This window comes from Paenibacillus forsythiae T98, from assembly GCF_000520735.1.
Lineage (GTDB): Bacteria > Bacillota > Bacilli > Paenibacillales > Paenibacillaceae > Paenibacillus_AQ > Paenibacillus_AQ forsythiae.
In genome coordinates this window covers 1-21,401 of record NZ_ASSC01000572.1, presented here as the reverse complement: position 1 = coordinate 21,401, position 21,401 = coordinate 1, and the positions used below count along the sequence as shown (strand labels likewise).

Annotated in this window: 19 protein-coding genes; 16 read left to right on the top strand and 3 right to left on the bottom strand. The window is 50.8% G+C overall.

The annotated features are described in order from the left end of the window. From L692_RS0118015 to L692_RS0117940, 16 genes are all read left to right on the top strand, one after another. On the top strand, positions 1 to 259 hold a 259-nt coding region (locus L692_RS0118015), incomplete at its 5' end, for an iron chelate uptake ABC transporter family permease subunit (protein WP_025701491.1). Between the two features lie 174 nt (positions 260 to 433). After that, positions 434 to 1,024 carry an MSMEG_1061 family FMN-dependent PPOX-type flavoprotein gene (locus tag L692_RS0118010; protein WP_025701490.1) on the top strand — a complete coding sequence of 197 codons (591 nt, stop codon included), beginning with the start codon at positions 434 to 436 and terminating at the stop codon, positions 1,022 to 1,024. A gap of 62 nt (positions 1,025 to 1,086) precedes the next feature. Next, positions 1,087 to 2,460: an aminotransferase family protein gene (locus L692_RS0118005; RefSeq protein ID WP_025701489.1), complete on the top strand. Its 1,374-nt coding sequence runs from the start codon at positions 1,087 to 1,089 to the stop codon at positions 2,458 to 2,460. A gap of 207 nt (positions 2,461 to 2,667) precedes the next feature. Then, a complete protein-coding gene (locus tag L692_RS0118000; protein WP_025701488.1) occupies positions 2,668 to 3,312 on the top strand; it encodes an ABC transporter ATP-binding protein in 645 nt (214 codons plus the stop codon). Then, positions 3,305 to 4,084: an ABC transporter permease gene (locus L692_RS0117995; RefSeq protein WP_025701487.1), complete on the top strand. Its 780-nt coding sequence runs from the start codon at positions 3,305 to 3,307 to the stop codon at positions 4,082 to 4,084. Before L692_RS0118000 ends, L692_RS0117995 begins: the two co-directional genes overlap by 8 nt. A gap of 71 nt (positions 4,085 to 4,155) precedes the next feature. Further along, complete coding sequence (locus L692_RS0117990; RefSeq protein ID WP_025701486.1) at positions 4,156 to 5,697, top strand: leucyl aminopeptidase; 1,542 nt, start codon at positions 4,156 to 4,158, stop codon at positions 5,695 to 5,697. 198 nt (positions 5,698 to 5,895) lie between these two features. Continuing rightward, positions 5,896 to 7,398 (top strand): peptide ABC transporter substrate-binding protein, encoded by a 1,503-nt coding sequence (locus tag L692_RS0117985; RefSeq protein WP_051503530.1) that lies wholly within the window; start codon positions 5,896 to 5,898, stop codon positions 7,396 to 7,398. A 40-nt stretch (positions 7,399 to 7,438) separates the two neighbouring features. Continuing rightward, a complete protein-coding gene (locus L692_RS0117980; RefSeq protein WP_025701484.1) occupies positions 7,439 to 8,371 on the top strand; it encodes an ABC transporter permease in 933 nt (310 codons plus the stop codon). Continuing rightward, a complete protein-coding gene (gene opp3C / locus L692_RS0117975; protein WP_036724330.1) occupies positions 8,368 to 9,393 on the top strand; it encodes an oligopeptide ABC transporter permease in 1,026 nt (341 codons plus the stop codon). The genes L692_RS0117980 and opp3C overlap by 4 nt, the downstream gene beginning before the upstream one ends. 13 nt (positions 9,394 to 9,406) lie before the next feature. Further along, a complete protein-coding gene (locus tag L692_RS0117970; RefSeq protein ID WP_025701482.1) occupies positions 9,407 to 10,438 on the top strand; it encodes an ABC transporter ATP-binding protein in 1,032 nt (343 codons plus the stop codon). Further along, positions 10,431 to 11,426, top strand: coding sequence for an ABC transporter ATP-binding protein (locus L692_RS0117965; protein ID WP_036724328.1), 996 nt, complete (start codon positions 10,431 to 10,433; stop codon positions 11,424 to 11,426). Before L692_RS0117970 ends, L692_RS0117965 begins: the two co-directional genes overlap by 8 nt. Then, entirely contained in the window at positions 11,414 to 12,730 is a 1,317-nt protein-coding gene (locus tag L692_RS0117960) for a serine hydrolase domain-containing protein (protein WP_025701480.1), read from the top strand. The genes L692_RS0117965 and L692_RS0117960 overlap by 13 nt, the downstream gene beginning before the upstream one ends. 13 nt (positions 12,731 to 12,743) lie before the next feature. After that, complete coding sequence (locus tag L692_RS0117955) at positions 12,744 to 14,729, top strand: S9 family peptidase (protein WP_025701479.1); 1,986 nt, start codon at positions 12,744 to 12,746, stop codon at positions 14,727 to 14,729. A 59-nt stretch (positions 14,730 to 14,788) separates the two neighbouring features. Next, positions 14,789 to 15,979, top strand: coding sequence for a cystathionine gamma-synthase family protein (locus L692_RS0117950; RefSeq protein WP_025701478.1), 1,191 nt, complete (start codon positions 14,789 to 14,791; stop codon positions 15,977 to 15,979). An 11-nt stretch (positions 15,980 to 15,990) separates the two neighbouring features. Next, positions 15,991 to 16,938, top strand: coding sequence for an ornithine cyclodeaminase family protein (locus L692_RS0117945; protein ID WP_025701477.1), 948 nt, complete (start codon positions 15,991 to 15,993; stop codon positions 16,936 to 16,938). Between the two features lie 27 nt (positions 16,939 to 16,965). Further along, positions 16,966 to 18,066, top strand: coding sequence for an alanine racemase (locus L692_RS0117940; protein WP_051503529.1), 1,101 nt, complete (start codon positions 16,966 to 16,968; stop codon positions 18,064 to 18,066). 163 nt (positions 18,067 to 18,229) lie between these two features. Here the strand turns inward: L692_RS0117940 and L692_RS0117935 are convergent, their stop codons facing one another. From L692_RS0117935 to L692_RS0117925, 3 genes are all read right to left on the bottom strand, one after another. Continuing rightward, positions 18,230 to 18,454, bottom strand: a complete 225-nt coding sequence (locus L692_RS0117935; protein WP_025701475.1) for a hypothetical protein — start codon at positions 18,452 to 18,454, stop codon at positions 18,230 to 18,232. Then, positions 18,435 to 18,734, bottom strand: coding sequence for a hypothetical protein (locus tag L692_RS29280; protein WP_025701474.1), 300 nt, complete (start codon positions 18,732 to 18,734; stop codon positions 18,435 to 18,437). The genes L692_RS0117935 and L692_RS29280 overlap by 20 nt, the downstream gene beginning before the upstream one ends. A gap of 47 nt (positions 18,735 to 18,781) precedes the next feature. Continuing rightward, a partial coding sequence (locus L692_RS0117925) for a cation-translocating P-type ATPase (protein ID WP_025701473.1) occupies positions 18,782 to 21,401 on the bottom strand: 2,620 nt, incomplete at its 5' end.

Genomic DNA, 21,401 nt, shown 5'->3' with positions numbered 1-21,401 from the left:
CGCCGCTGCGGTAGCAACGGTCGGAACGGTTGGTTTTGTCGGCCTGATCGCACCGCATGCAGCCCGAATTCTCATCGGCCACAACCACCGGCGGCTGTTGCCCGCGACGCTGTTGATAGGCGCGTTGCTTCTTATGGCGGCGGACCTGGTCGGCCGGCTCCTGCTCAGTCCCAAGGAAATCCCTTCCGGACTCGTGGTGGCGTTATTGGGAGCACCGTATTTTATTGCACTGATGAGAAAAAGTGCGTCTCGGAAATGACTTTATAGCCGATAGCTGCTGGATGCGGCAGGTGAAGGGATGAAGGAAATGGCGGCTGCAAACGCCGCCTTCTTCATCATTGTCTCATCGAACCTGGACTTGCTGTACGGTATTGAGCACCAGGATGAGGTCAATTGTCGCAGGTGGTTACCATGAGAAGGAGAGCGAACCTAAATGGAATTGTTATGGAAGGATGGTATCATAACTTCAAAAGAAGAATTGATCGAGATGGTTGGAGTGCCTCATGAGACGGTAGTTAACAAGAACATTTCGTTTATCGACTCGCACATTGAAAACTACTTGGCGATGTCGCCTCTTTTCTTCATCTCTACGTCTTCTTTAAACGGGCGTGCCGATGTCTCTCCGCGAGGCGACGGTCCCGGATTTGTGAAAATGATGGACGAGAAAAGGCTTATCTTTCCGGACCGCCCGGGCAACCGGCGTTTGGACTCCTTGAACAATATATTGGAAAACCCGCAAGTCGGCATGATTTTCATCATCCCGGGTTTGAATGATGTGTTGCGGATTAACGGACGGGCGTGGATTACGCGCAACGAGGAATTGCTAAAGCAATTTCAGTGGAAGGGTAAGACCACCGGTATGGGTGTAATTGTGGAAGTAGAAGAGTGCTTTATTCACTGTCCGAGAGCGTTCAATCAAGCCGGAATTTGGAAACCGGAAAAATGGCCGCCCAAGGATCAATTGCCGAACTTGCTTGACATGTGGAAGGCCCATGTGGCGCTTAATGGCATTTCTGCCGAGTAGCAAAGGTGTGAAGTGAACGTACTTATCAGTAGAACCTATCAGGCTTAAGGAGGAATAATTTCGTGGAAGTCTCTGAAAAATTAACATGGATTGAATTGGACAAAAAGCATTTTTTTCACCCTTCAAGTTCAATTAAAGACAGCTATGAAAAAGGACCTGTAGTGTTCATGGAAAGAGGAGAAGGCATTTATATATATGATGCAGACGGGAAGGAATATGTAGATGGACTATCCTCTCTTTGGAATGTAAATGTTGGACATGGTCGAAAAGAATTAGCCGAATCCGCCAGTGAGCAAATGAAGAAATTGGCGTATACCCATTCCTTTAGCAGATTCAGTCATAAACCAGCTGTGCAATTAGCCGAAAAGATAGCTTCACTCGCACCAGGAGATCTGAGTGTGGTTCACTTTACTTCCGGCGGTTCTGAATCCAACGATTCAGCTTTCAAGATAGCCCGGCATTATTTTAAACTAAAAGGTCAATCGCAGCGCTTCAAGATTATTGCAAGAGACCGGGCTTATCATGGAGTTTCAATGGGAGCGACAAGTGCAACCGGCCTTTCGATTTTTCGCGAATTGGGGGGGCCGTTAGCAGCCGGATTTATCCATGCATCCGCACCATACAGCTATCGCTGCGAAGAGTGTAAACCAGAGTGCAAGGGAGATTGTGCAATAGAAAGTATATACGATTTAATCGAACAAGAAGGGGCGGAAACCATTGCGGCAATCATTATAGAGCCTGTTCAAGGAGCCGGCGGCGTTATTATTCCTCCCCCCGATTATATAAAGGCTGTAAGAAAAATCTGCGATAAATTCGGAATTTTAATGATAGCCGATGAAGTGATTACAGGATTTGGAAGGACCGGCAAGTGGTTTGGGATTGAGCATGAAGGGGTCGTTCCGGATATGATAACCTTTGCTAAGGGCGTTACCAGCGGATATATTCCTTTAGGCGGTGTTGTCATTAGCGAGCGCATCTATAGAGAGTTGGTTGAGCACTCCAATCAAAATTTTGCCCATGGCTTTACCTACAGCGGTCATCCTGCGGCCTGTGCAGTCGCTCTCAAGAATATTGAGATCATAACAAACGAGAAGTTGGTCGAAAATGCCGCAGGTATGGGTATCTTGCTGCAACAAGGTTTAGAGAAAATTAAAAATGAATTAGATATCGTTGGCAATGTAATGTCAAGAGGGCTGCTTGGTCATATTGAAATTGTTAAGGACAAGACAAGCAAGGAAGCCTTTTCTTCATCGCATAAAGTTGCTTCCCAAATAACAGAACAAGCCTTTGAATATGGTCTGATTACCAGGCCGATCATGTATAACAACACTGATATCATCGCAATATGCCCGCCGTTGATTATAAATGAGCAACAGATTAATCAATTATTAGATATATTGCAAGAATCTATTAAGAAGATAATGGGAAGGATCTAATGATCATTTTAGTATTCGGGATTGCCCTGTTATGATCATTTACGGCTTGTGAAAAAGTAGTTGACAGCAATCTATCACATAAGCTAACATGAAGTTCAAAGAAATATTGGAAACGAATTTCACAATGTGGAAAAATAAAATCGCATGCCGCATTGAACGGCAATTCTAACGAATAGCCTGCTGCTTTGGAAAAGGAGATTCTGATGGATGTTTCGATTTCATGAGGTGAAAGCCGGGGTTTTGCGGGTTCCGAATTTGACCATACCGGCGAAAGCGATCACTTGCATCATAGGAGAAAGCGGAAGCGGGAAGACGACCCTGTTAAGATTGCTCAATCTGTTGGATAGTCCTGAAGAAGGTGAGATTTGGTTTGACGGCGTTTCTTTGAATGAGGTCAATCCCGTCGAATGGAGGCGTAAGGCGGTAATGGTGCCTCAGACTCCCGTAATGTTCAAGGGAACGGTGGAGGACAATTTGCAAATTGGACGATTCCTTGCAGGCCAGCCGTCCGCAAACCGGGAACAGCTGATGGAGTCCTTGTATCTCTTTCATTTGGACAAAGAGCTGTCTCAAGCTGCCGACAATCTTTCGGGAGGGGAAAAACAGCGTTTGGCGCTGGCAAGGGCGGTGTTGATGAACCCGGAAGTTCTACTGCTGGACGAACCGACATCTGCATTGGATGAAGCTACATCCGATACGCTGATGCAGCGATTAACCGCCCATTCCCGCCGGAATGGCATTATGTTAGTCATGATCACGCATTCCCGAATAATCGCCGATACATACGCCGATTACATCATTGAGGTAAAGCATGGAATTCCACAGATAAATGGAGGCTTCATCCATGAGTGAAACGATTGACCTGTCATTCTGGCAATTGGCGGCGGCTTACTTGTTCGTGCTTCTGCTTATTGCAATTGTACGCATCAAGGGGATTCCGCGAGAGAAAGAAATATGGATCGCTTCCATCCGTATGGTTATCCAGTTAATTCTGGTCGGATACCTGCTGGAGTATTTGTTTCATTACTCTCATCCTGTATTCACCCTGTTGCTTTTGGCTGTTATGCTAGGTTTCGCAATACGCACCGTGTTCAAACAGGCAAGAGGTAAATTATCCCAAAATATGAAGCGCATTATTGCGATCTCGATGATTTCCGGGATAATTGCCAGTCTTTCCACTTTTATTCTTGTCGTGATTGGTATGAAGCCATGGTATGATCCCCGGTATGTCATTCCGATAGCGGGCATGATCGTCGGTAACTCGATGACCGGGATCTCCCTCGGCCTCCATTCTATGATCGAAAACATGCAATCTCAAAAAGCAAAGGTTGAAGGGGCGCTCATGCTGGGCGCAACACCGCGGACCGCAGTTCGCGATATCGTTAATCAGGCGTTTGATGCCGCCATGATGCCGACAATCAACTCCATGGTAGGTATGGGTATCATTTCACTCCCGGGGATGATGACAGGTCAAATTTTATCAGGCACCTCTCCCATAGTCGCGGTGGAATATCAAATCGCGATCATGCTTGGCATCGTTGGCAGTGTTTCCTTGTCGGTTCTTCTGTTTCTGCAGCTGGGATACCGGACCTTCTTTAATCACCGCAGCCAGTTGCAGCTGTAATCAGAAGACGGGACATTCACAATAATGACGGATATGCCAGAGGATTATTGATAGGCAGGAGGATGGAGAAGATGAATGAGCAGCGGGTAAACACGCAATTTGAATTCGTAACGTCAGGTCAGATCAGAGAAGAAGCAGACGCTCTTGTCGTATTTGTGCGTGAGGAAGAACTGTCATCACCAAGTCCTGGCGGCTGGATCCACCCTCAAGTGGATGAGATATTACTCGGCTATTACGCCAAGTCGATATTTAAAGCACGGCCGCAGGAGACACAGGTGATTCCGACGTTCGGCTTCGCTGCCGGGAATCATGCCGTATTCATAGGGATGGGGAAGCCGCCCTATGGCACGGAGCATTTGCGCAATGCGGGAGCGGCCGCTGCGAAAGAAGTGGAACGGTTGAAAGCCGGACATGTTCAAATCAGGCTGCCGCAGGACATCGTTAACGGCGCATGCGGATGCGGCCCCGGGCAGGCGGCTCAGGCGATTACGGAAGGGTTTCTGTTATGGCTCCATAAGCGGCTGCCGAGAAAAAGAGAGCAAGAACGGCGTCATGCCGTTCAAACCGTTACATGGGTTCCGGAATCGGGCGAACCGGCCGATTGGGAACCGTTCAGGGGTGCGTGGACGAGCGGGGTGGCGCGCGGGATTCTGTTTGCGGAAGCGACCGGCTACGCCAGGGATTTGACGAATTTGCCGGGGAACAGCCTGAATCCGCAAGGACTGGCCGAGGAAGCCGTCCGGCTTGCGAAGCAGTTCGGCCTCGAATACGCCATTATGGACGAATCAGCTGCCGCCGAGCAAGGAATGGGCGGTCTGCTGGCCGTCGGCCAGGGAAGCACCAATCCCCCGCGCATGATTGTTCTGGAATATCGGGGGGCGCCGGAGCGCGATGAAGTATGGGGCTTGATCGGCAAAGGCATCACCTTCGATTCCGGAGGGTTATCGCTGAAGAAATCCGATGAGATGGAGAACATGATGCTGGACATGGGCGGTGCTGCCGCAGTGCTGGGTGCGATGCATATCATCGGAAAGGAGCGACCGGCTGTAAATGTCGTTGCCGTCATACCTGCGGCCGAGAATATGCCTTCGGATCGTTCCTACAGACCGGGCGACATCTTGACTACCATGAGCGGACGAACGGTTGAAGTCATTGATACCGATGCCGAAGGCCGTATCGTGCTGGCAGATGCAATGACAACGGCAATCAAGCGGGGGGCGACGAAGCTGGTTGACGTGGCCACGTTGACCTATGCGGTTATGGTCGCTTTCGGCGATCATATTACGGGTTTGGTGAGCAATAACGAAGCGCTGGAGCAGCAGGTATTGGAGGCGGGACGCCGGGCGGGTGAACGGATTTGGCCGCTGCCGACGGACGATCACTACCTTCAGAAGCTCGACAGCGACGCGGCCGATTTGAAAAATTTCGATCAGTCGAGCGGAGACGCGATTGTCGCCGGACTGTTCATCGGTACGTTCGCTGAGGAGAAGCCTTGGGTGCATCTGGATATCGGAGGAACCGGATGGCTAAGCGAGGACCGAGGCTGCGTTCGGAAGGGAGCGACCGGAGTCATGGTTCGGACCTTGGCCGAGTTGATCGTATCAGACCAATGATTGGCAGAAGCTGAAACAATTCAAAAAACGGGAGTGATAAAATTGAGAGTGAGATTGATTCTCTGTCTCATGATAGTTGTACTTGTCGGCGGTACTGTACTCTCTGGCTGTAATTTTGGTTCGTCCGGTAATAATTCGAGTTCCACAGGTGCTGAAGATGGAGCGGGTTCGGACGCTGCTCCAAAACAGATTTTGAATATGATTGAAGGCGATGAAATATCGACGCTGGATGTCGCGAAGGATATGAGCGCGGTCTCAGCGAACGCAATGAACAGCCTCTTTGACGGACTGTTCCGGTATAATGACAAGGATCAGCCAGAATTGGCCCTTGCCCAGGAGTATAAAGTGAGCGAGGACGGATTGACGCACACCTTTATTCTTCGCGATGCCCAATGGTCGAACGGTGATCCGGTTACAGCGCATGATTTTGAATATGGCTGGAAACGGGTGATGCAAGAGAAAGGGCCTTATATATCGCTTTTTGAATTAGCTTCTTTGCTTAACGTGAATAAAATCCTGGATGGAGAAATGAAGCCTGACGATCTGGGAGTCAAGGCTATTGATGATAAGACGCTGGAGGTAAAATTGTCCGTTCCTAGTCCAATGTTGGAAATGCTGTTGGCGCTGCCGATTTTCATGCCGCATAACCAGAAATTCGTTGAGCAAGCCGGTGAAAAATATGGGCTTGAGTACGATAAAGTGTTGTCCAATGGACCGTTTGTCATGACTGACTGGAAGCATGACCAGAGCTGGCAGTACAAAAAAAATGATCGTTACTGGGACGCCGAAAATGTCAAGCTGGAAGAGATCAATGTATTTGTCGTAAAAGAGGGTTCGGCTGCGGTTAACCTGTTTGACACGGGAAAGGTGGATCGTGCCGTTAATCTGAGCCCATTCGATGTGACGGGTTACGAGGGATCGGAACATTTCATCAAGATGGCGACAACTTCCAACAGCTTCATACGGTTGAATCCTGATTTTGCCCCGTTCAAGAATGAAAATATAAGACGTGCGATCAGCATGGCTGTGGATCGGGAAAGTTTGACAAGCATTGTGTTAAATGACGGAACAATCCCGTCCTATGGAATCGTGCCGGCCAATTTTGCCATATCGCCGGATAACATGTATTTCCGGGATGTAAACGGCGATCTGAGCAAGGATACGAAGGAAGAGGCTCAGGCATTATGGCAAAAAGGCTTGTCGGAAATCGGGCAAACGAAACTGGAACCGACCTTGATTTTTTCGGACGTAGATTGGTCCAAGAAAACGGCGGAATTTTTAAAGGCGCAGCTCGAGAAAGATTTGCCGGGACTTACATTGAAATTGAAGACTGTTCCGCACCAACAACGGGTAAAGCAGGAAAAAGCGTTTGAATATGAAATGTCGTTATCCACATGGGGAGCCGATTACAATGATCCGACGGCTTTTCTGGATATGTGGGTTACAGGCAGGGCGGCCAATCGAATGAAGTATTCCAATCCGTCCTATGATGAGTTGTTTGCAAAGTCCACCATGGAAACAGATCCGAAGAAGCGTTATGACATGTTGCTCGAGCTGGAGAAAATACTCATTAAAGAAGATGCGGCGCTCGTGCCTTTGATTCAATTTGGCAATTTAATATTAAAGCGCAGCAATGTCAAAGGGTTAATCGAGCATTACAGCGGAATAGAGTACTCCTTGAAGTGGGCCTATATCGAATAAGACTTGCAGCAAGGAGCAGCGAGATGTTGGAGGTGTCGGGATGATACGGTTTTTGTTGAAACGATTTGGAATCATGGTGACAACGCTGTTCATTATTGCGACGGCAACCTTTTTTTTGATGAAATTGCTGCCTGGCACGCCTTACAGCAATCCCGATAAACTAAGCGAGCAGCAAATCGCTATGATGAACCAAAAATACGGACTCGATCAGCCGGTGCCGATTCAATATGCCCGCTATATGGGGAATCTGATTCAGGGCGATTTGGGCGTCTCCTTGCATTACAAGGGACGCCCTGTTTCCCAAATCATATTGGAGCGGATTGGACCGTCAGCCCTGATCGGGTTTCAAGCGCTGATCTTTGGGTCGTTTATCGGTCTGGCGTTAGGCATCATTTCGGCATTAAAGCCAAATACGCTGTTTGATTACGGATCGGTAACGTTGGCTGTACTGGGCATGTCCATCCCTTCCTTCGTATTGGCCTCCCTTTTGCAGTATTACATCGGGGTAAAACTGAAGTGGCTGCCCCCCGGATTGTGGGAAAGCTACACCTCATCGCTGCTGCCTTCGCTTGCGCTGTCCGTAATTGTCATCGCAACAGTGGCGCGGTTCATTCGGGGTGAAATGCTCGAAGTGTTGGGCCAGGAATATATTATGACCGCCCGGGCGAAAGGAGTTACCGAATGGGGAGTTGTAATGAGACATGTACTCCGCAATTCCTTGATTCCCGTCGTCACGATGATGGGTCCGCTTGCGGTAGGAATTATTACCGGGACACTCGTGGTGGAGAAGATTTTTTCCGTTCCGGGACTGGGAGAACAATTTATTCTCTCTATTATGTCGAAAGATTACAGCGTCATCATGGGCGTCACGCTTTTTTACAGCGCGTTGTTCATTCTGACCGTCTTTGTGGTTGACGTTCTCTACGGCATACTGGATCCGCGTATTCGTGAAACAGAGGGGGGACGCACATGAGCATGATGAAAATCCCGGAAACGGTTCCTGACGACATCATTGAAGACCTGTTTGTACCAGAGCTGGTCCGCGAAAGCCGGAGCGAAGAAGCTTCCACCCCTTCAAGCTCTCCCTGGAAAGATGCGTTCAGGAGGTTGCGGGCAAGCAAAGGAGTTGTTCTTTCCGCCATTCTGATCCTGATCATGGCGTCGATCGCCATCGTTGGGCCGGCCATGAGCAAATACTCGTACGATGAACAGAATTTGGCTCATTCCAATTTGCCGCCCAAAATTCCCGGGTTGCAGTGGCTCGGCTTTGACGGAAAGGACCGCCAGGACACAGACGTGTATCAACAGCGGAACGTAGATACAGCCTATTGGTTCGGCACCGATGAGTTCGGCCGGGATCTGTGGACGCGGGTGTGGAAAGGTATGCAAATATCGCTGTTCATCGCTCTGATTGCCGCCCTGCTGGATTTGTTCATCGGTGTATTGTACGGCGGATTATCGGCCTATTACGGCGGAAGAGTGGACAGTGCGATGGAACGGATCATTGAAATTTTGATGGGGATTCCGAGCTTGATTGTGATCGTCTTGTTCGCGATCATACTGGAACCGGGGATATTGTCTATCACATTGGCCATGATCATTACAGGATGGGTCGGTATGGCGCGGATCGTTCGCGGTCAGATCTTGAAATTAAAGGTGCAGGAATTTGTGTTGGCTGCAAGAACGCTGGGTGTGTCAAACAGCCGCATTATTTGGAAGCATTTGCTGCCTAATGCAATGGGTCCTATTGTCGTTAACGTCATGTTTGACCTTCCGACGGCAATCTTCTTTGAGGCATTTTTAAGCTTCATCGGTTTGGGCTTGCAAGCTCCGCTTGCGTCATTGGGTGTTCTCATTAACGACGGGTTCAAGCAGATGCGCATGTTCCCCTATAAACTTGTGATTCCGGCTGTGATGATTAGTTTGATTCTGATCTGTTTCAACCTGCTCGCGGACGGGCTCCGTGATGCGCTGGACCCGAAAACGAAGAAATGATGAGGAGACTTTAATGAATAGACCGATCCTTGCCGTTGATAACCTGGAGGTTTCTTTTCATACGCAAAGCGGAATCGTTGATGCCGTAAGAGGGGTCAGCTTTTCCTTGCAAAAGGGCGAAACACTGGCCATCGTGGGAGAGTCCGGCTCCGGCAAATCCGTAACGGCGAAATCAATCCTGGGTCTATTGCCAAAGCAGATCGCGAGCAAACGCGCGGGAAAGATCATATACGAAGGTAAGAACATCCTGGAATTTTCCCTCCGCAAAATGCAGGCCTTGCGCGGCGCGGAAATTTCGATGGTATTCCAGGACCCCATGACCTCATTAAACCCCACGATGACGATCGGCAAGCAATTGATGGAAGGGCTGTACCGGCACCGGAAAGTTTCAAAAGCGAAAGCCGCGCAAAAAGCGGTTGAAATGCTGCAAATGGTAGGCATTCCAAATGCGGAGGAGCGGGTGAACACTTATCCGCATCAATTTTCCGGCGGAATGAGACAGAGGGTCGTCATTGCAATGGCGCTGGCGTGTGATCCGAAAATACTGATTGCGGATGAACCTACGACGGCGCTCGATGTGACCATTCAAGCGCAAATTATGGATCTGATGCGGAACCTGCAGAAGAAGACGGGAACAGCAATTATTCTGATCACGCATGATTTGGGCGTTGTTGCCAAGATGGCGCAAAAAGTTGCCGTCATGTATGCCGGGGAGATCGTTGAAACGGGGCCGGTCGAAGACATTTTCTACCGCCCTATGCATCCTTATACGCGGGGACTGCTTCAATCCATGCCCAGACTGGATGCGCCGCGCGACGAACCCCTCATTCCCATTCCCGGCTTTCCGCCCGATCTGAGTCATCCACAGCGGGGCTGTCCATTTGCGCCGAGATGTGCTCATGTCATGAAAGTGTGTAATGCTTTTTTCCCTCTGCCTAAAGAAACGCACAACGGGCATATGGCCAAATGCTGGCTTCTTGATGAAAGAGCGAACCATAGGGACCGGCTTGTCCGAGAGTGCAGGGAGGTGAGCGATCATGGATAAGAGCAGTGTTCTGATTGAGGTCAATCATCTCAAAAAGCATTTTCCGGTCGGCAAAAACAAAATGCTGCAGGCTATAGACGACGTCAGCTTTCACATTCATAGAGGGGAAACGCTCGGTTTGGTAGGTGAATCGGGCTGCGGAAAATCAACGTTGGGCCGTACGCTGATACAACTCTATGAACCCGATAGCGGAGAAATCATCTTCGATGGGCAAAAGCTCAATTCAAACGCCGGAGTAACAGAGCGGAGAGAATATACGCGGAAGATGCAAATGATTTATCAAGATCCGTATTCTTCGTTAAATGCCAGAATGACGGTGATGGAAATCATCTCGGAAGGTCTGATCGTCCATAGACCCGGCCTTTTGAAAGAGGAGCGCCGAAGAAGGGTGATTGAGCTGCTGGAACTGGTGGGGTTAAGCCCGAAACATGTTAACCGCTATCCGCATGAATTCAGCGGCGGTCAGCGCCAGCGGATCGGCATTGCCCGCGCCCTGGCGGTCGAGCCGCAGTTCATCGTGGCCGATGAACCGATTGCCGCGCTGGATGTATCCATTCAGGCGCAAATTGTTAACTTGCTTAAGCAACTGCAAAGAGAGAAGCAATTGACCTATTTGTTTATCGCCCACGATCTATCCATGGTCAAGTATATCAGTGACAGGATAGCCGTCATGTACCTGGGACAGCTGATGGAGCTTGTCCACAGCGAAGAGCTGTACAGGCGGCCCCTTCATCCGTATACGGAGGCATTGCTGTCCGCCATTCCGATTCCCGATCCGCGGCTGGAGCTTTCGAGAGAAAGAATTGTTTTACAAGGAGACGTTCCAAATCCGATCACTCCTCCAAGCGGCTGCCGCTTTCATACACGCTGTCCGAAAGTGATGGACATATGCAGTACGGTGCAGCCTCAGTTTACGGAAGCGGCTCCGTATCATTACGTTAGATGTCATCTATATGGATCGAAGGAGGTTGTCGCATGTCCGGAATAAACTGGTCGGCCTTTGAAGACTATGCAGCGGCAAGAATGGAAGAAAAGCAGATACCTGGACTGGCCATTGCGGTTTCCCGTCATGGGAACGTCATCTATGAAAAAGGGTTTGGCATTCGCGATTTGAAGACAAGTGAACCGGTTACCCCCGATACGCTCATTGGAGTCGGTTCCGTAACGAAGTCGTTCACGGCCATGGCGATCATGAAGCTGGCCGGCGAAAAGAAGCTGTCACTGGATGATCCCGTGGTGAAGCATCTTCCGGAGTTCACGCTGCGCGGACTGGAAGATCCGGAGAGTGTGAAAATTATTCATTTGCTTACGCATACGACCGGTTTGCCGCCGATGCTTCGCAGGGAGGAATTGAATCAATTTGACGAACATCTTTCGTATATTGCGAACGCAGAGTATGAGCTGCTGGGCAAACCGGGAGAGTATTTCAGCTATTGTAACGATACGTTTCTTTTGCTCGGTGCGATTATTGAACGGCTGACCGGACGTCTTTACCGAAGATATGTTACGGACAGCATATTGGAGCCGCTGCAGATGCACCGGTCGACCTTCAACCTGGAAGAAGTGGCAAAATATAAAAATGTATCCGTCCCCTATATTAAAAACAGTCAGACGAAGAGCCTGGAAGAAGTGCCGTGGCCTCGAATCGGAAACTACGAAGTCGGAGGAGGACTGCGCTCCAATGTGCGGGATTTGCTGCGATACGGCCAAGTATTTGTCGGTGAAAGCGCCGGTCTTTACCGATTCGATGTGAGCAAGGATTCCCTGGCAGAAATGTGGCAGCCTGTGCACCAGACAGACCGGAATGGGTATTATGGCCTCGCTTTGGATATTATCCCCGATTATTCGGGTGTAACCCTGATCGGCCATTCGGGCGGAATGTACGGAGTATCTGCCCATTTCGGGTTTGTGCCTGAAGAGGGAATCGTTGCGGCTGTCTTAATGAACGTTTATGGCATTTCTGCCGATGAAATTTGGCTGGCGGCCGTAAATACCGCTCTAGGGTTCCCGTTGGAACAGAAAAGCGCTGTCGAGCCGGTTTATGAGGCCGCTTTGGAGGAACTTGAGCGGTTAGTCGGCACTTATACGTCGGCAGAAGGCGGATATTTGCGCATTTATCTGGAGGACGGCAAGCCGAAAGCGGATTGGGAGGGCAAATATTTCGAACTCAGGGCGAGCGACAACCGTACGCTAGTCACCCAAAAAAGCGAGTATCCGATCCGCTTCTTTTTCAGAGATGAAGACAACGCATGGGCGGCTTTAGCCGGCATGCGAATGCTGACGCGGATATAGGAGGGTGAATCCCATGTCAGGGAAAAGAAAGGTACAAGCTGAGGATCTCTATAGATTGAAGTCAGTGGTCGATCCGCAAGTGGCCCCTGACGGGAAGAAGTGCCTGTTTGTCATAACCGAAATTGATCATGAAAATGATACGTTCAGCTCGAATATTTATTTTACGGAAATCGATCAGAAGAGCGAGCCCGTACAGTGGACGTTTGGTAAACATCGCAATTTCTCTCCACGCTGGTCACCGGATGGTCAGTCTATTGCGTTTATCTCCGGCCGAAGCGGAAAAAATCAAATTTTTATGATCAATACAAGCGGAGGAGAAGCGCAGCAGCTGACCTTCCATCCGAATGGCGCCAGTAGTCCGGTATGGTCGCCGGACGGCACTCGGATTGCCTTTCAGATGGCTTTAGGACAAGAGGACTCCTTGCAAGGACGGGAAGACAAGAAGCCGAAGCAGGAGAAGCTTGTTCCGCTGGAAGTCGAACGAATGAAGTATAAATTCGAGGGGAAGGGTTTATGGGATGGAAGATATAACCACATCGCCGTAGTGGATATCGCATCCGGCAAAAAGGTGCAGCTGACAAATGGAGAACATGATTATCAGCTCCTGAGCTGGTCGCCGGATGGCAAATATATCGCGATGGCTGCGGATTTAAGCGACGATCCCGACTTTTCATTTGTTCAGGATATTCTATTGTATCATCTGGATACAAAAGAAGTCATTAATCTTACCAATCGAAGGGGCATCTTCAGCAGTGCCGTCTGGTCTCCGGATGGAGAGAGGATCGCAATCATCGGGCATGAAAAAGAATGTGAATATGCTACGTTCTCAAAAATATGGATGTTTGACATTTCGGAAAAGAAATTGACTTGTCTGACAGCGGGGTTGGATATAAATATTGGAGACTATGGATTGGGAGATTTACAGCAAGATATAGTTCGACCTGGCATACTTTGGTGTGAAGACAGTCGCAGTTTCTATTTTGCAGCGACAAACCGCGGAAGCATCCTCGTCTACCGTGGAACGGTTGAGGGTCAAATCGAATCTGTGCTTTCAGGCCGCCAGCATGTATACGGCTTGTCAACGGGCGGGAAATCGGAACGGGCTGTTGTCGCCCTAAGCAAGCCCGCTGTTCCCGGCGAGTTATTTGTTCTGGATACGGGAACGGGCAAGCTGGATCAGATTACCCATGTAAACGGAGCGTTCATGGAACAAGTTGAGCTGACGGATGCGGAACCGATTCAGCTTCCATCCAGAGACGGGTGGGAGCTGAACGGCTGGATCATGAAACCGGCTGCTGTTCATGAAGGACATAAGGTTCCGCTTATTGTTGAAATCCATGGCGGTCCTCATTCCATGTACTCCAATACGTATTACCATGAGTTTCAGACCCATGTTGCAAAGGGGTATGCCCTCCTGTTTATCAATCCGAGAGGAAGCCTTGGCTACGGTCAGCAATTTGCCAATGCCGTTCGAGGCGATAACGGGGGCAAGGATTATGAGGATATCATGGATGCTGTCGATTATGCGCTTGACCGTTATGATTGTATTGATCCCGACCGGCTGGGAGTAACTGGCGGAAGCTATGGAGGCTTTATGACGAGCTGGATTATCGGTCATACAAACCGCTTCAAAGCCGCTGTTGCCCAGCGCCCCATCACGAACTGGATCAGTCAGCATGGAGTTAGTGATGAAGGCTATTATTTAATCGAAACGCAATTGAAAGGGAGCCTTCAAAACGTTGATGAATTATGGAAGCGGTCGCCGTTAGCCTTCGCGGATCAGATAGAGACTCCGCTGCTCCTCCTGCACGGCGAACAGGATTTACGTTGTCCAATTGAGCAATCGGAGCAATTGTTTATCGCTCTGAGGAGACAGCGGAAAACGGTGAGGTTCGTCCGCTTTCCTGAATCCGATCATAGTTACTGGAGAAGCGGGAAGCCTTCTCTTCGAATAAGCCATTTAACTTATATAACCGGTTGGTTTGATCAATATTTATAAGCGACAATGAAAGGCTAAAGCACGGACGATATTTATGCAGTATAGCAGGAGGAGAAAGCATGACAAAATCATTTGATGACGTTCAGGCTTCAACGAAAGCGGTATGGGCAGGCGAAGAGCCGTATCTTGTTCACGGGGCTACCCAGGTGCCGGTTATAGTGAGTGTGGCTTACGGCTATGACGACCTGGACGAGTGGTATGATGTGGCAACCGAAAAGAAGAAAGGTCATATTTATGGAAGAAATACGAACCCGACTGTGCAAGCATTTGAGGATAAGGTGAGGATCCTTGAGGGGGCAGAGGCGGCAACCAGCTTTTCAACCGGCATGGCGGCAATCAGCAACACGCTTTACACGTTTCTGAAGCCGGGGGACCGAATTGTATCCATCAAGGACACCTACGGCGGAACCAACAAGATTTTTACCGAGTTTTTACCGCGTATGGGAATTGACGTTGCATTGTGCGAAACCGGCGATCATGAGGCCATCGAGTCGGCATTAAAGGAACCGTGCCAAATCTTGTATCTGGAAACGCCGACCAACCCGACTGTCAAAATAACGGACATTCAAAGGATGGCTGATGCCGGCCAAGCTGCGGGAGCTCTTGTCGTTGTCGATAACACCTTCGCCACCCCGATTAACCAGAACCCTCTTCAGCTCGGCGCCGATCTGGTGCTTCACAGCGCCACCAAGTTTCTCGGCGGCCATGCCGATGCGCTGGGCGGCGTGGTCTGCGGTTCCAGCGATCTGGTCAAGCGCATCTATCACTATCGCGAAATTAACGGAGCGACCATGGACCCGTGGGCGGCATATTTGCTTCTCCGCGGGATGAAGACGCTCAAGCTTCGTGTCCGGCAGCAGGAAATCAATGCCATGGCCATTGCAGAGTATCTCCAGACCAGGGCGGAGGTGGAGAACGTTTACTATCCGGGTCTGCCCACGCATGCACACCATGATATCGCCAAGCGGCAAATGAGAGGCTTCGGCGGAATGCTCAGCTTTTCTCTGAAAGGCGGCATGGATGCCGTAAAGATTATGCTGCCGAAGCTGCAGTATGCGAACCGGGCGGCAAACCTCGGTGCGGTCGAGACAACATACGGGCCGGCCAGAACAACCAGTCATGTGGAATGCACACCTGAAGAGAGACAGGCTATGGGAATACCCGACGGCTTGGTTCGGATTTCATGCGGCATTGAGGATACGGAGGATCTGATTGCTGATTTGGAGCAAGCGTTTGAGATTAGAAATTAAAGGAAAGGACGATGAATGACCAAGTGATGATCATTAGCGAAAGTGATGTCAAAAGCTTGTTAACCTTACAGGATGCCATTCATTTAACCGAAAAGGCTTATTCCGAGCTGAACGCTGCTCAAAGTATGATCTTTCCTGCGGTAAGAGAAGAAATAAAGGAGTATCAAGGGATCTTCGGCATCAAATCCTCGTATCTCATAGCAAAGAAATATATCGGACTCAAGGCCGGCGGTTTTTGGTTAGGCAATGCAGCCAAAGGAAAGATGAATCACCAATCAACGATGATGCTGTTTGACGCGGAAAGTGGCGAGCCGTTATGCGCATTAAGCGCCAACTATTTGACGGCTGTGCGCACGGGAGCCGCCGGAGCCGTTGCCGCCAAGAGTCTGGCCCGGAAGGATAGCAAAATTATAGGGATCATTGGAGCAGGTACTCAAGCAAGAACGCAGCTGGAAGGGCTGCTTGCCACTTTTCCCGTGGAGCAAGTGCTCATATACGGCAAGACGGAGGGGAAGGAGGAATTACTGGCCAAGGAAATCATCGAAAAAGGCTATTCGGCTGCAATCTGTCCATCTCCGCAGGAGTTGGCCGGGCAATCGGACATTATCGTGACGACGACCCCGTCTTATGCGCCTGTCTTGCATACGTCATGGGTTAAGGATGGAGCGCATATCAACGCCATAGGGAGCGACACCAGAGGGAAGCGGGAACTTGTAATCGATAGAAAGCCGGACAAAATGGTATGTGATCTGTGGGTGCAAAGTTCGATCATGGGAGAATTTCAACATGGAATCACACGTGAAGAGCTTTATGCGGAGATTGGGGAAATCGTAAACAACAACAAGAAAGGCCGGGAGAACGAAGGGGAGATTACTTTATTCGATTCAACAGGGCTTTCGGTTCAAGATCTTGAAGTCGCATCTTTTGTGTATGAGGCATTTAAGTCCAAATTCGTTTGATAAAATGAAATGAAGGAGGCTAAAGGAATGATTGGAATGAAGGCGGAAGAACTGGATACCCCCTCTCTTCTTATTGATCTGGATCGGATGGAGCGAAATCTGAAGGAGATGCAGGCCCTTGTCGATTCCGCAGGAGTCAAATTAAGACCCCACACCAAAACCCATAAGATGGCGGATATAGCCCGTTTGCAGTTAGAATACGGCGCCCAAGGCATTACTGTGGCCAAGCTTGGCGAAGCGGAAGCGATGGCGGAGGCCGGAATAACGGACATTTTTATTGCGACCGAAATTGTTGGAGAACTTAAAATGGCCCGTTTGCGCTCGCTTGCCGAGAAAGCGAAGGTTCGGTTGGCTGTTGATTCGATATTTCATGTAGAACAGATGGTCCGCTGCTTCGGGAAGCAAATACCGGTTGAAGTGATGATTGAATTGGATACGGGAATGCATCGCTGTGGTGTGGAGCCGGGGGAAGCGGTGGCGCTGGCAGGAGAGATCGTGCACCGATTCCCACAAGTAAAGCTAGCAGGAATATTTACACATGAAGGTCACACCTATAATGCGGCGGATAAGGAAGAAATGAAGCAAATTGCTCTGGATACGCAAAGGCAGGCGATCGAAACCGGGAAACAGATCGAGGCAAAATGGGGAATCTTGTGCGAAATCAGTATAGGCTGCACATTGGGGCAACTAACCGGGGAATTTCTGCCGGGGATCACGGAAGCCAGACCGGGAACTTATGTATTTTACGATGCGGGACATGCGTATTACCTAGGCGACATTAATCGTTGCGCGGCTACCATTTTGTCAACCGTTACCTCCAAGAAAGGCGAAGAACAAGTCGTTGCCGACGCAGGAGCCAAATCAATGTCCATTGATCAGAGATCGAGTGGAGTATTAAAAACAGAGGGCTTTGGAGCAATCAAAGCTCTTCCTGATTTACTGATCAGGAAGCTCTCGGATGAACATGCCGTTATCCGTCCGGGAGGCTCCTTGAATCTGGGTGATCGGATTGAAATTTACCCCAATCATGTATGCCCTACAGTTAACCTGTACAATAAAGCCTATGGGATTAGAGACGGAAGAGTTGAGAAGATCTTTACGATTACCGCAAGAGGCTGCATTCAATAAAATCGTTTTTATGGAAAGATAGCACATTCCCGGGGCACCTTAAAAGATCGTCCAAAAGAGACAGTTTCCAATTTTTTATGAGGAAACGGTCTCTTTTTTCGAAATACTGAAAGGATCAACTTCTGGAGAAACGATCGCCGGAAGCTTGATCTGCTCACGCATGTCAGCGGATCTTGGCAAAAGAGATCCAACTGAGCAGGTTGATTCGCGATTTTTTTCCCTTGTCCTTAACCATGCCGTAGAACTCCCCTAAAAATTGCTCCCACTTGCCGCCGATCTCCTTGCTGGAGGCTTGATTGTCCATCACGCCATGTATGCTTTGGTTGATGGCCTGCTCCAAATGCGCCAGCGCTTCCTGAAGATGCTGATCAATCGTTTGATTTGACATGCACTGAGCCTCCTGTCTCTTCGAATGAAGGGGGTTCTGCGGAGATGTCCCGGTCGAGCTGTTTTCTCATCCGTTCGAATTGAGCTTCGGCGACAATGTCTTCGATTTCGTCCCGAGCTACCTGGAGTACGTATTGGATACGGCCCGTCAAGCCTGTGGCGCCTTGCACTCCGGTTGCTGCGAGCGGCTTCAAGGTGTTTTTTACAATCGGCCAGAGCGTGGAGGCTGCAAAAGCAAGCGCAGTGCCCACGACAAGCTTCTCCGTGTTTTTTTCCAGCATGTTCGGATAACCTCCTCTTAAATGGATATGTAAGTCCTATCCCGCGGCTAGGCCGCAGAACAGGAGAGGGCTGCCGCGCTCGCCGCCTCGTCCTTCTTCTCCAGAAAGGACAGGATCGGCGTGGAGAGCCGGGAAATTGAACCTGCGACGAGCAAAATTGGCCCCCAGTGATGCAGAGCGATTGGCGCGGTGTGGAAAAAAACGTTGAGCTGAGGCACATACAGTGCGCCCAGCAGGGCGAGCCAGGAGATGCTCAACGCCCCGACGAGGAAGCGGTCTTTACTCCAATCGCCCACGGTTTGCTCCGTGTCCTCCTGCCGCCAGGTGAACGTTTGGATCAGCTGACCTGCCACCAGCGTCGCGAAAGCGATGCTTTGCGCCACGGATACCGGCTGTCCGGAGGCAAGCGCCATGCCGAACAGAGCGAGCGACCCGGCGCCGAGCAGAACTCCGCGCGTGATTACTTTGCGGTAGAGCGATTTATCCACGATATTCGTCCGTTTCGTCCGCTTCGCTTTGCTGCCCGGGTTGACCGCCAGTATCATAGCTGGCAGCGCATCCGTCAGCATGTTCATCAGCAGAATTTGAATCGGCACAAGCGGAATGGGCATACCGGCAATGACCGCAACGCTGGTTACAAGAATTTCCGCGAGATTGCCGGTAAGCAGACAGCCAAGCGCCTTGCGGATATTGCCGATAATCGTACGGCCCTCCTTGACCCCGTCCACGATCGAGCCGAAGTGGTCTTCTTTCAGCACGATGTCGGCGGTGGCTTTGCTGACCTCCGTGCCGGCCCGCCCCATCGCGATCCCGACGTCCGCCCGCTTGATTGCGGGACTGTCATTCACGCCATCCCCGGTCATGGCGACGATATGCCCTTTTTGGCGCAGCATGCCGACGATGCGCAGCTTGTGCTCCGGCGTCATTCGGGCAAAGATGGACACCCCGTCGACAGACCGCTCAAGCTCCTCGTCGCTCATGCGGTCAAGCTCGTGACCCGTGAGCACTTGGCCCGGCCGACCGCCGTCCGTTATCCCGATTTGCCCGGCGATGGCGATTGCCGTGATCGGATGATCCCCGGTAATCATGACAGGCTTCACGCCAAGGGAGAGCGCCTCTTCGATGCTTGCCCGCACATCGGCCTTCGGCGGGTCGATCATGCCGGCCATGCCGACGTAGATCATATCCCGCTCGTCGAGGTCTGCCTGCTGGTCATGCTCGCCTGCTTGAAGTGGACGGTAAGCGAAGCCTAGCACTCGCAGAGCGCTGGAGGCGAGTTGTTCGCTTTCCTTCAGGATATCCGCCCGAATCTGATCAGTGACCGGGTACACTTCGCCGTTCTGCTGATACCTGCTGCAGCGGCGGAGAATCGATTCTACGGAGCCCTTGGAGAAAATGTAACAAGCATGCCCGGACGTAGCGTCTTTGCACACTACGCTCATTTTTCCCGTGCCGGAGTCAAAAGGCATCTCCGTGCCGCGATGCCAGTGGGTGAGCCGCTCCGGCTTGACCCCGCCTTTATAGGCCATCGCCAACAGCGCGCCCTCCGTCGGATCGCCTTGCATCGACCAGTTGTCCCCCTGCTTTATCAATTTGCTGTTATTGCACAAGCAGGCAATCTGCAGAATTCGCTGCAGCTCCGGCTGCGTGACGGAGCTTTCGTCCGCCGCCTTATCCGGCAAGCCGGAGCCGCCCTCTGCCGGGCTCTTTTCCCTGAAACCTCCCTCCGGATCATATCCGCTGCCGGATACCTCCCAGGCGCGGCCAACGGCGGCGACCTGCTTGACCGTCATTTCATTTTTCGTCAGCGTCCCGGTCTTATCCGTACAGATGATGGTCGCATGGCCCAGTGTCTCCAGAGCCGACAGCTTGCGGACGAGCGCATGCTTTCTGGACATGCGGTATATGCCGGCACTGAGCGCAATCGTAATTGTAACCGGGAGCCCCTCGGGAATCGCCGAGGCGATCAACGTGATCGAGGTGCTCACCAGCTGATTAAACGGTACGCCGCGAAGCAGCCCGGAAACAAAAACGATACTTCCGGCGATAAATGCCCATTTGATAAATTTCTTGCTGATGGACGTCGTCTTTTCCTGAAGCGGCGTGGTCGTCTTCTCATTGGTTTTGAGCAGCGACATCAGGTGGCCGAATTCCGTATCCATGCCGGTTTGGACAACGACGCCCAAGGCTTTCCCCCGGGAGATATCGGTGCCCATATACAGCATGCAGCTGCGCTCCGGCAGCGGGCAATCTCCATCGGCCTCGGTTTCCTTCTTCATGACAGGGACTGACTCGCCGGTTAACGCCGATTCGTTCACTTCGAGATTCCACGCGCGAACGAGGCGAATATCGGCAGGCACCCGGTCGCCCGGCTCAAGGCTTACGATGTCTCCCGGCACAAGGTCGACCGCGCTTATACTTTGTTCCGTACCGCCACGGATAACCTTGCAGTCCGGAGGCTGGAACTGGTTCAAGCTTTCAACGACCCGCTCGGCTTTTCGCTCCTGGAACGTGCCGATCGCCGCGTTCGCGAGCAGTACGGCGCCCATGGCGAGGCCGTCGAACAGTCCGCCCGTGAACAGGGCGAGCACCGACGTGCCCAGCAGAATCAGCGTCGTAAATTCTTTAAACTGGCCGGCATAGGAGATGATCCAGGGTGTCTCCTGC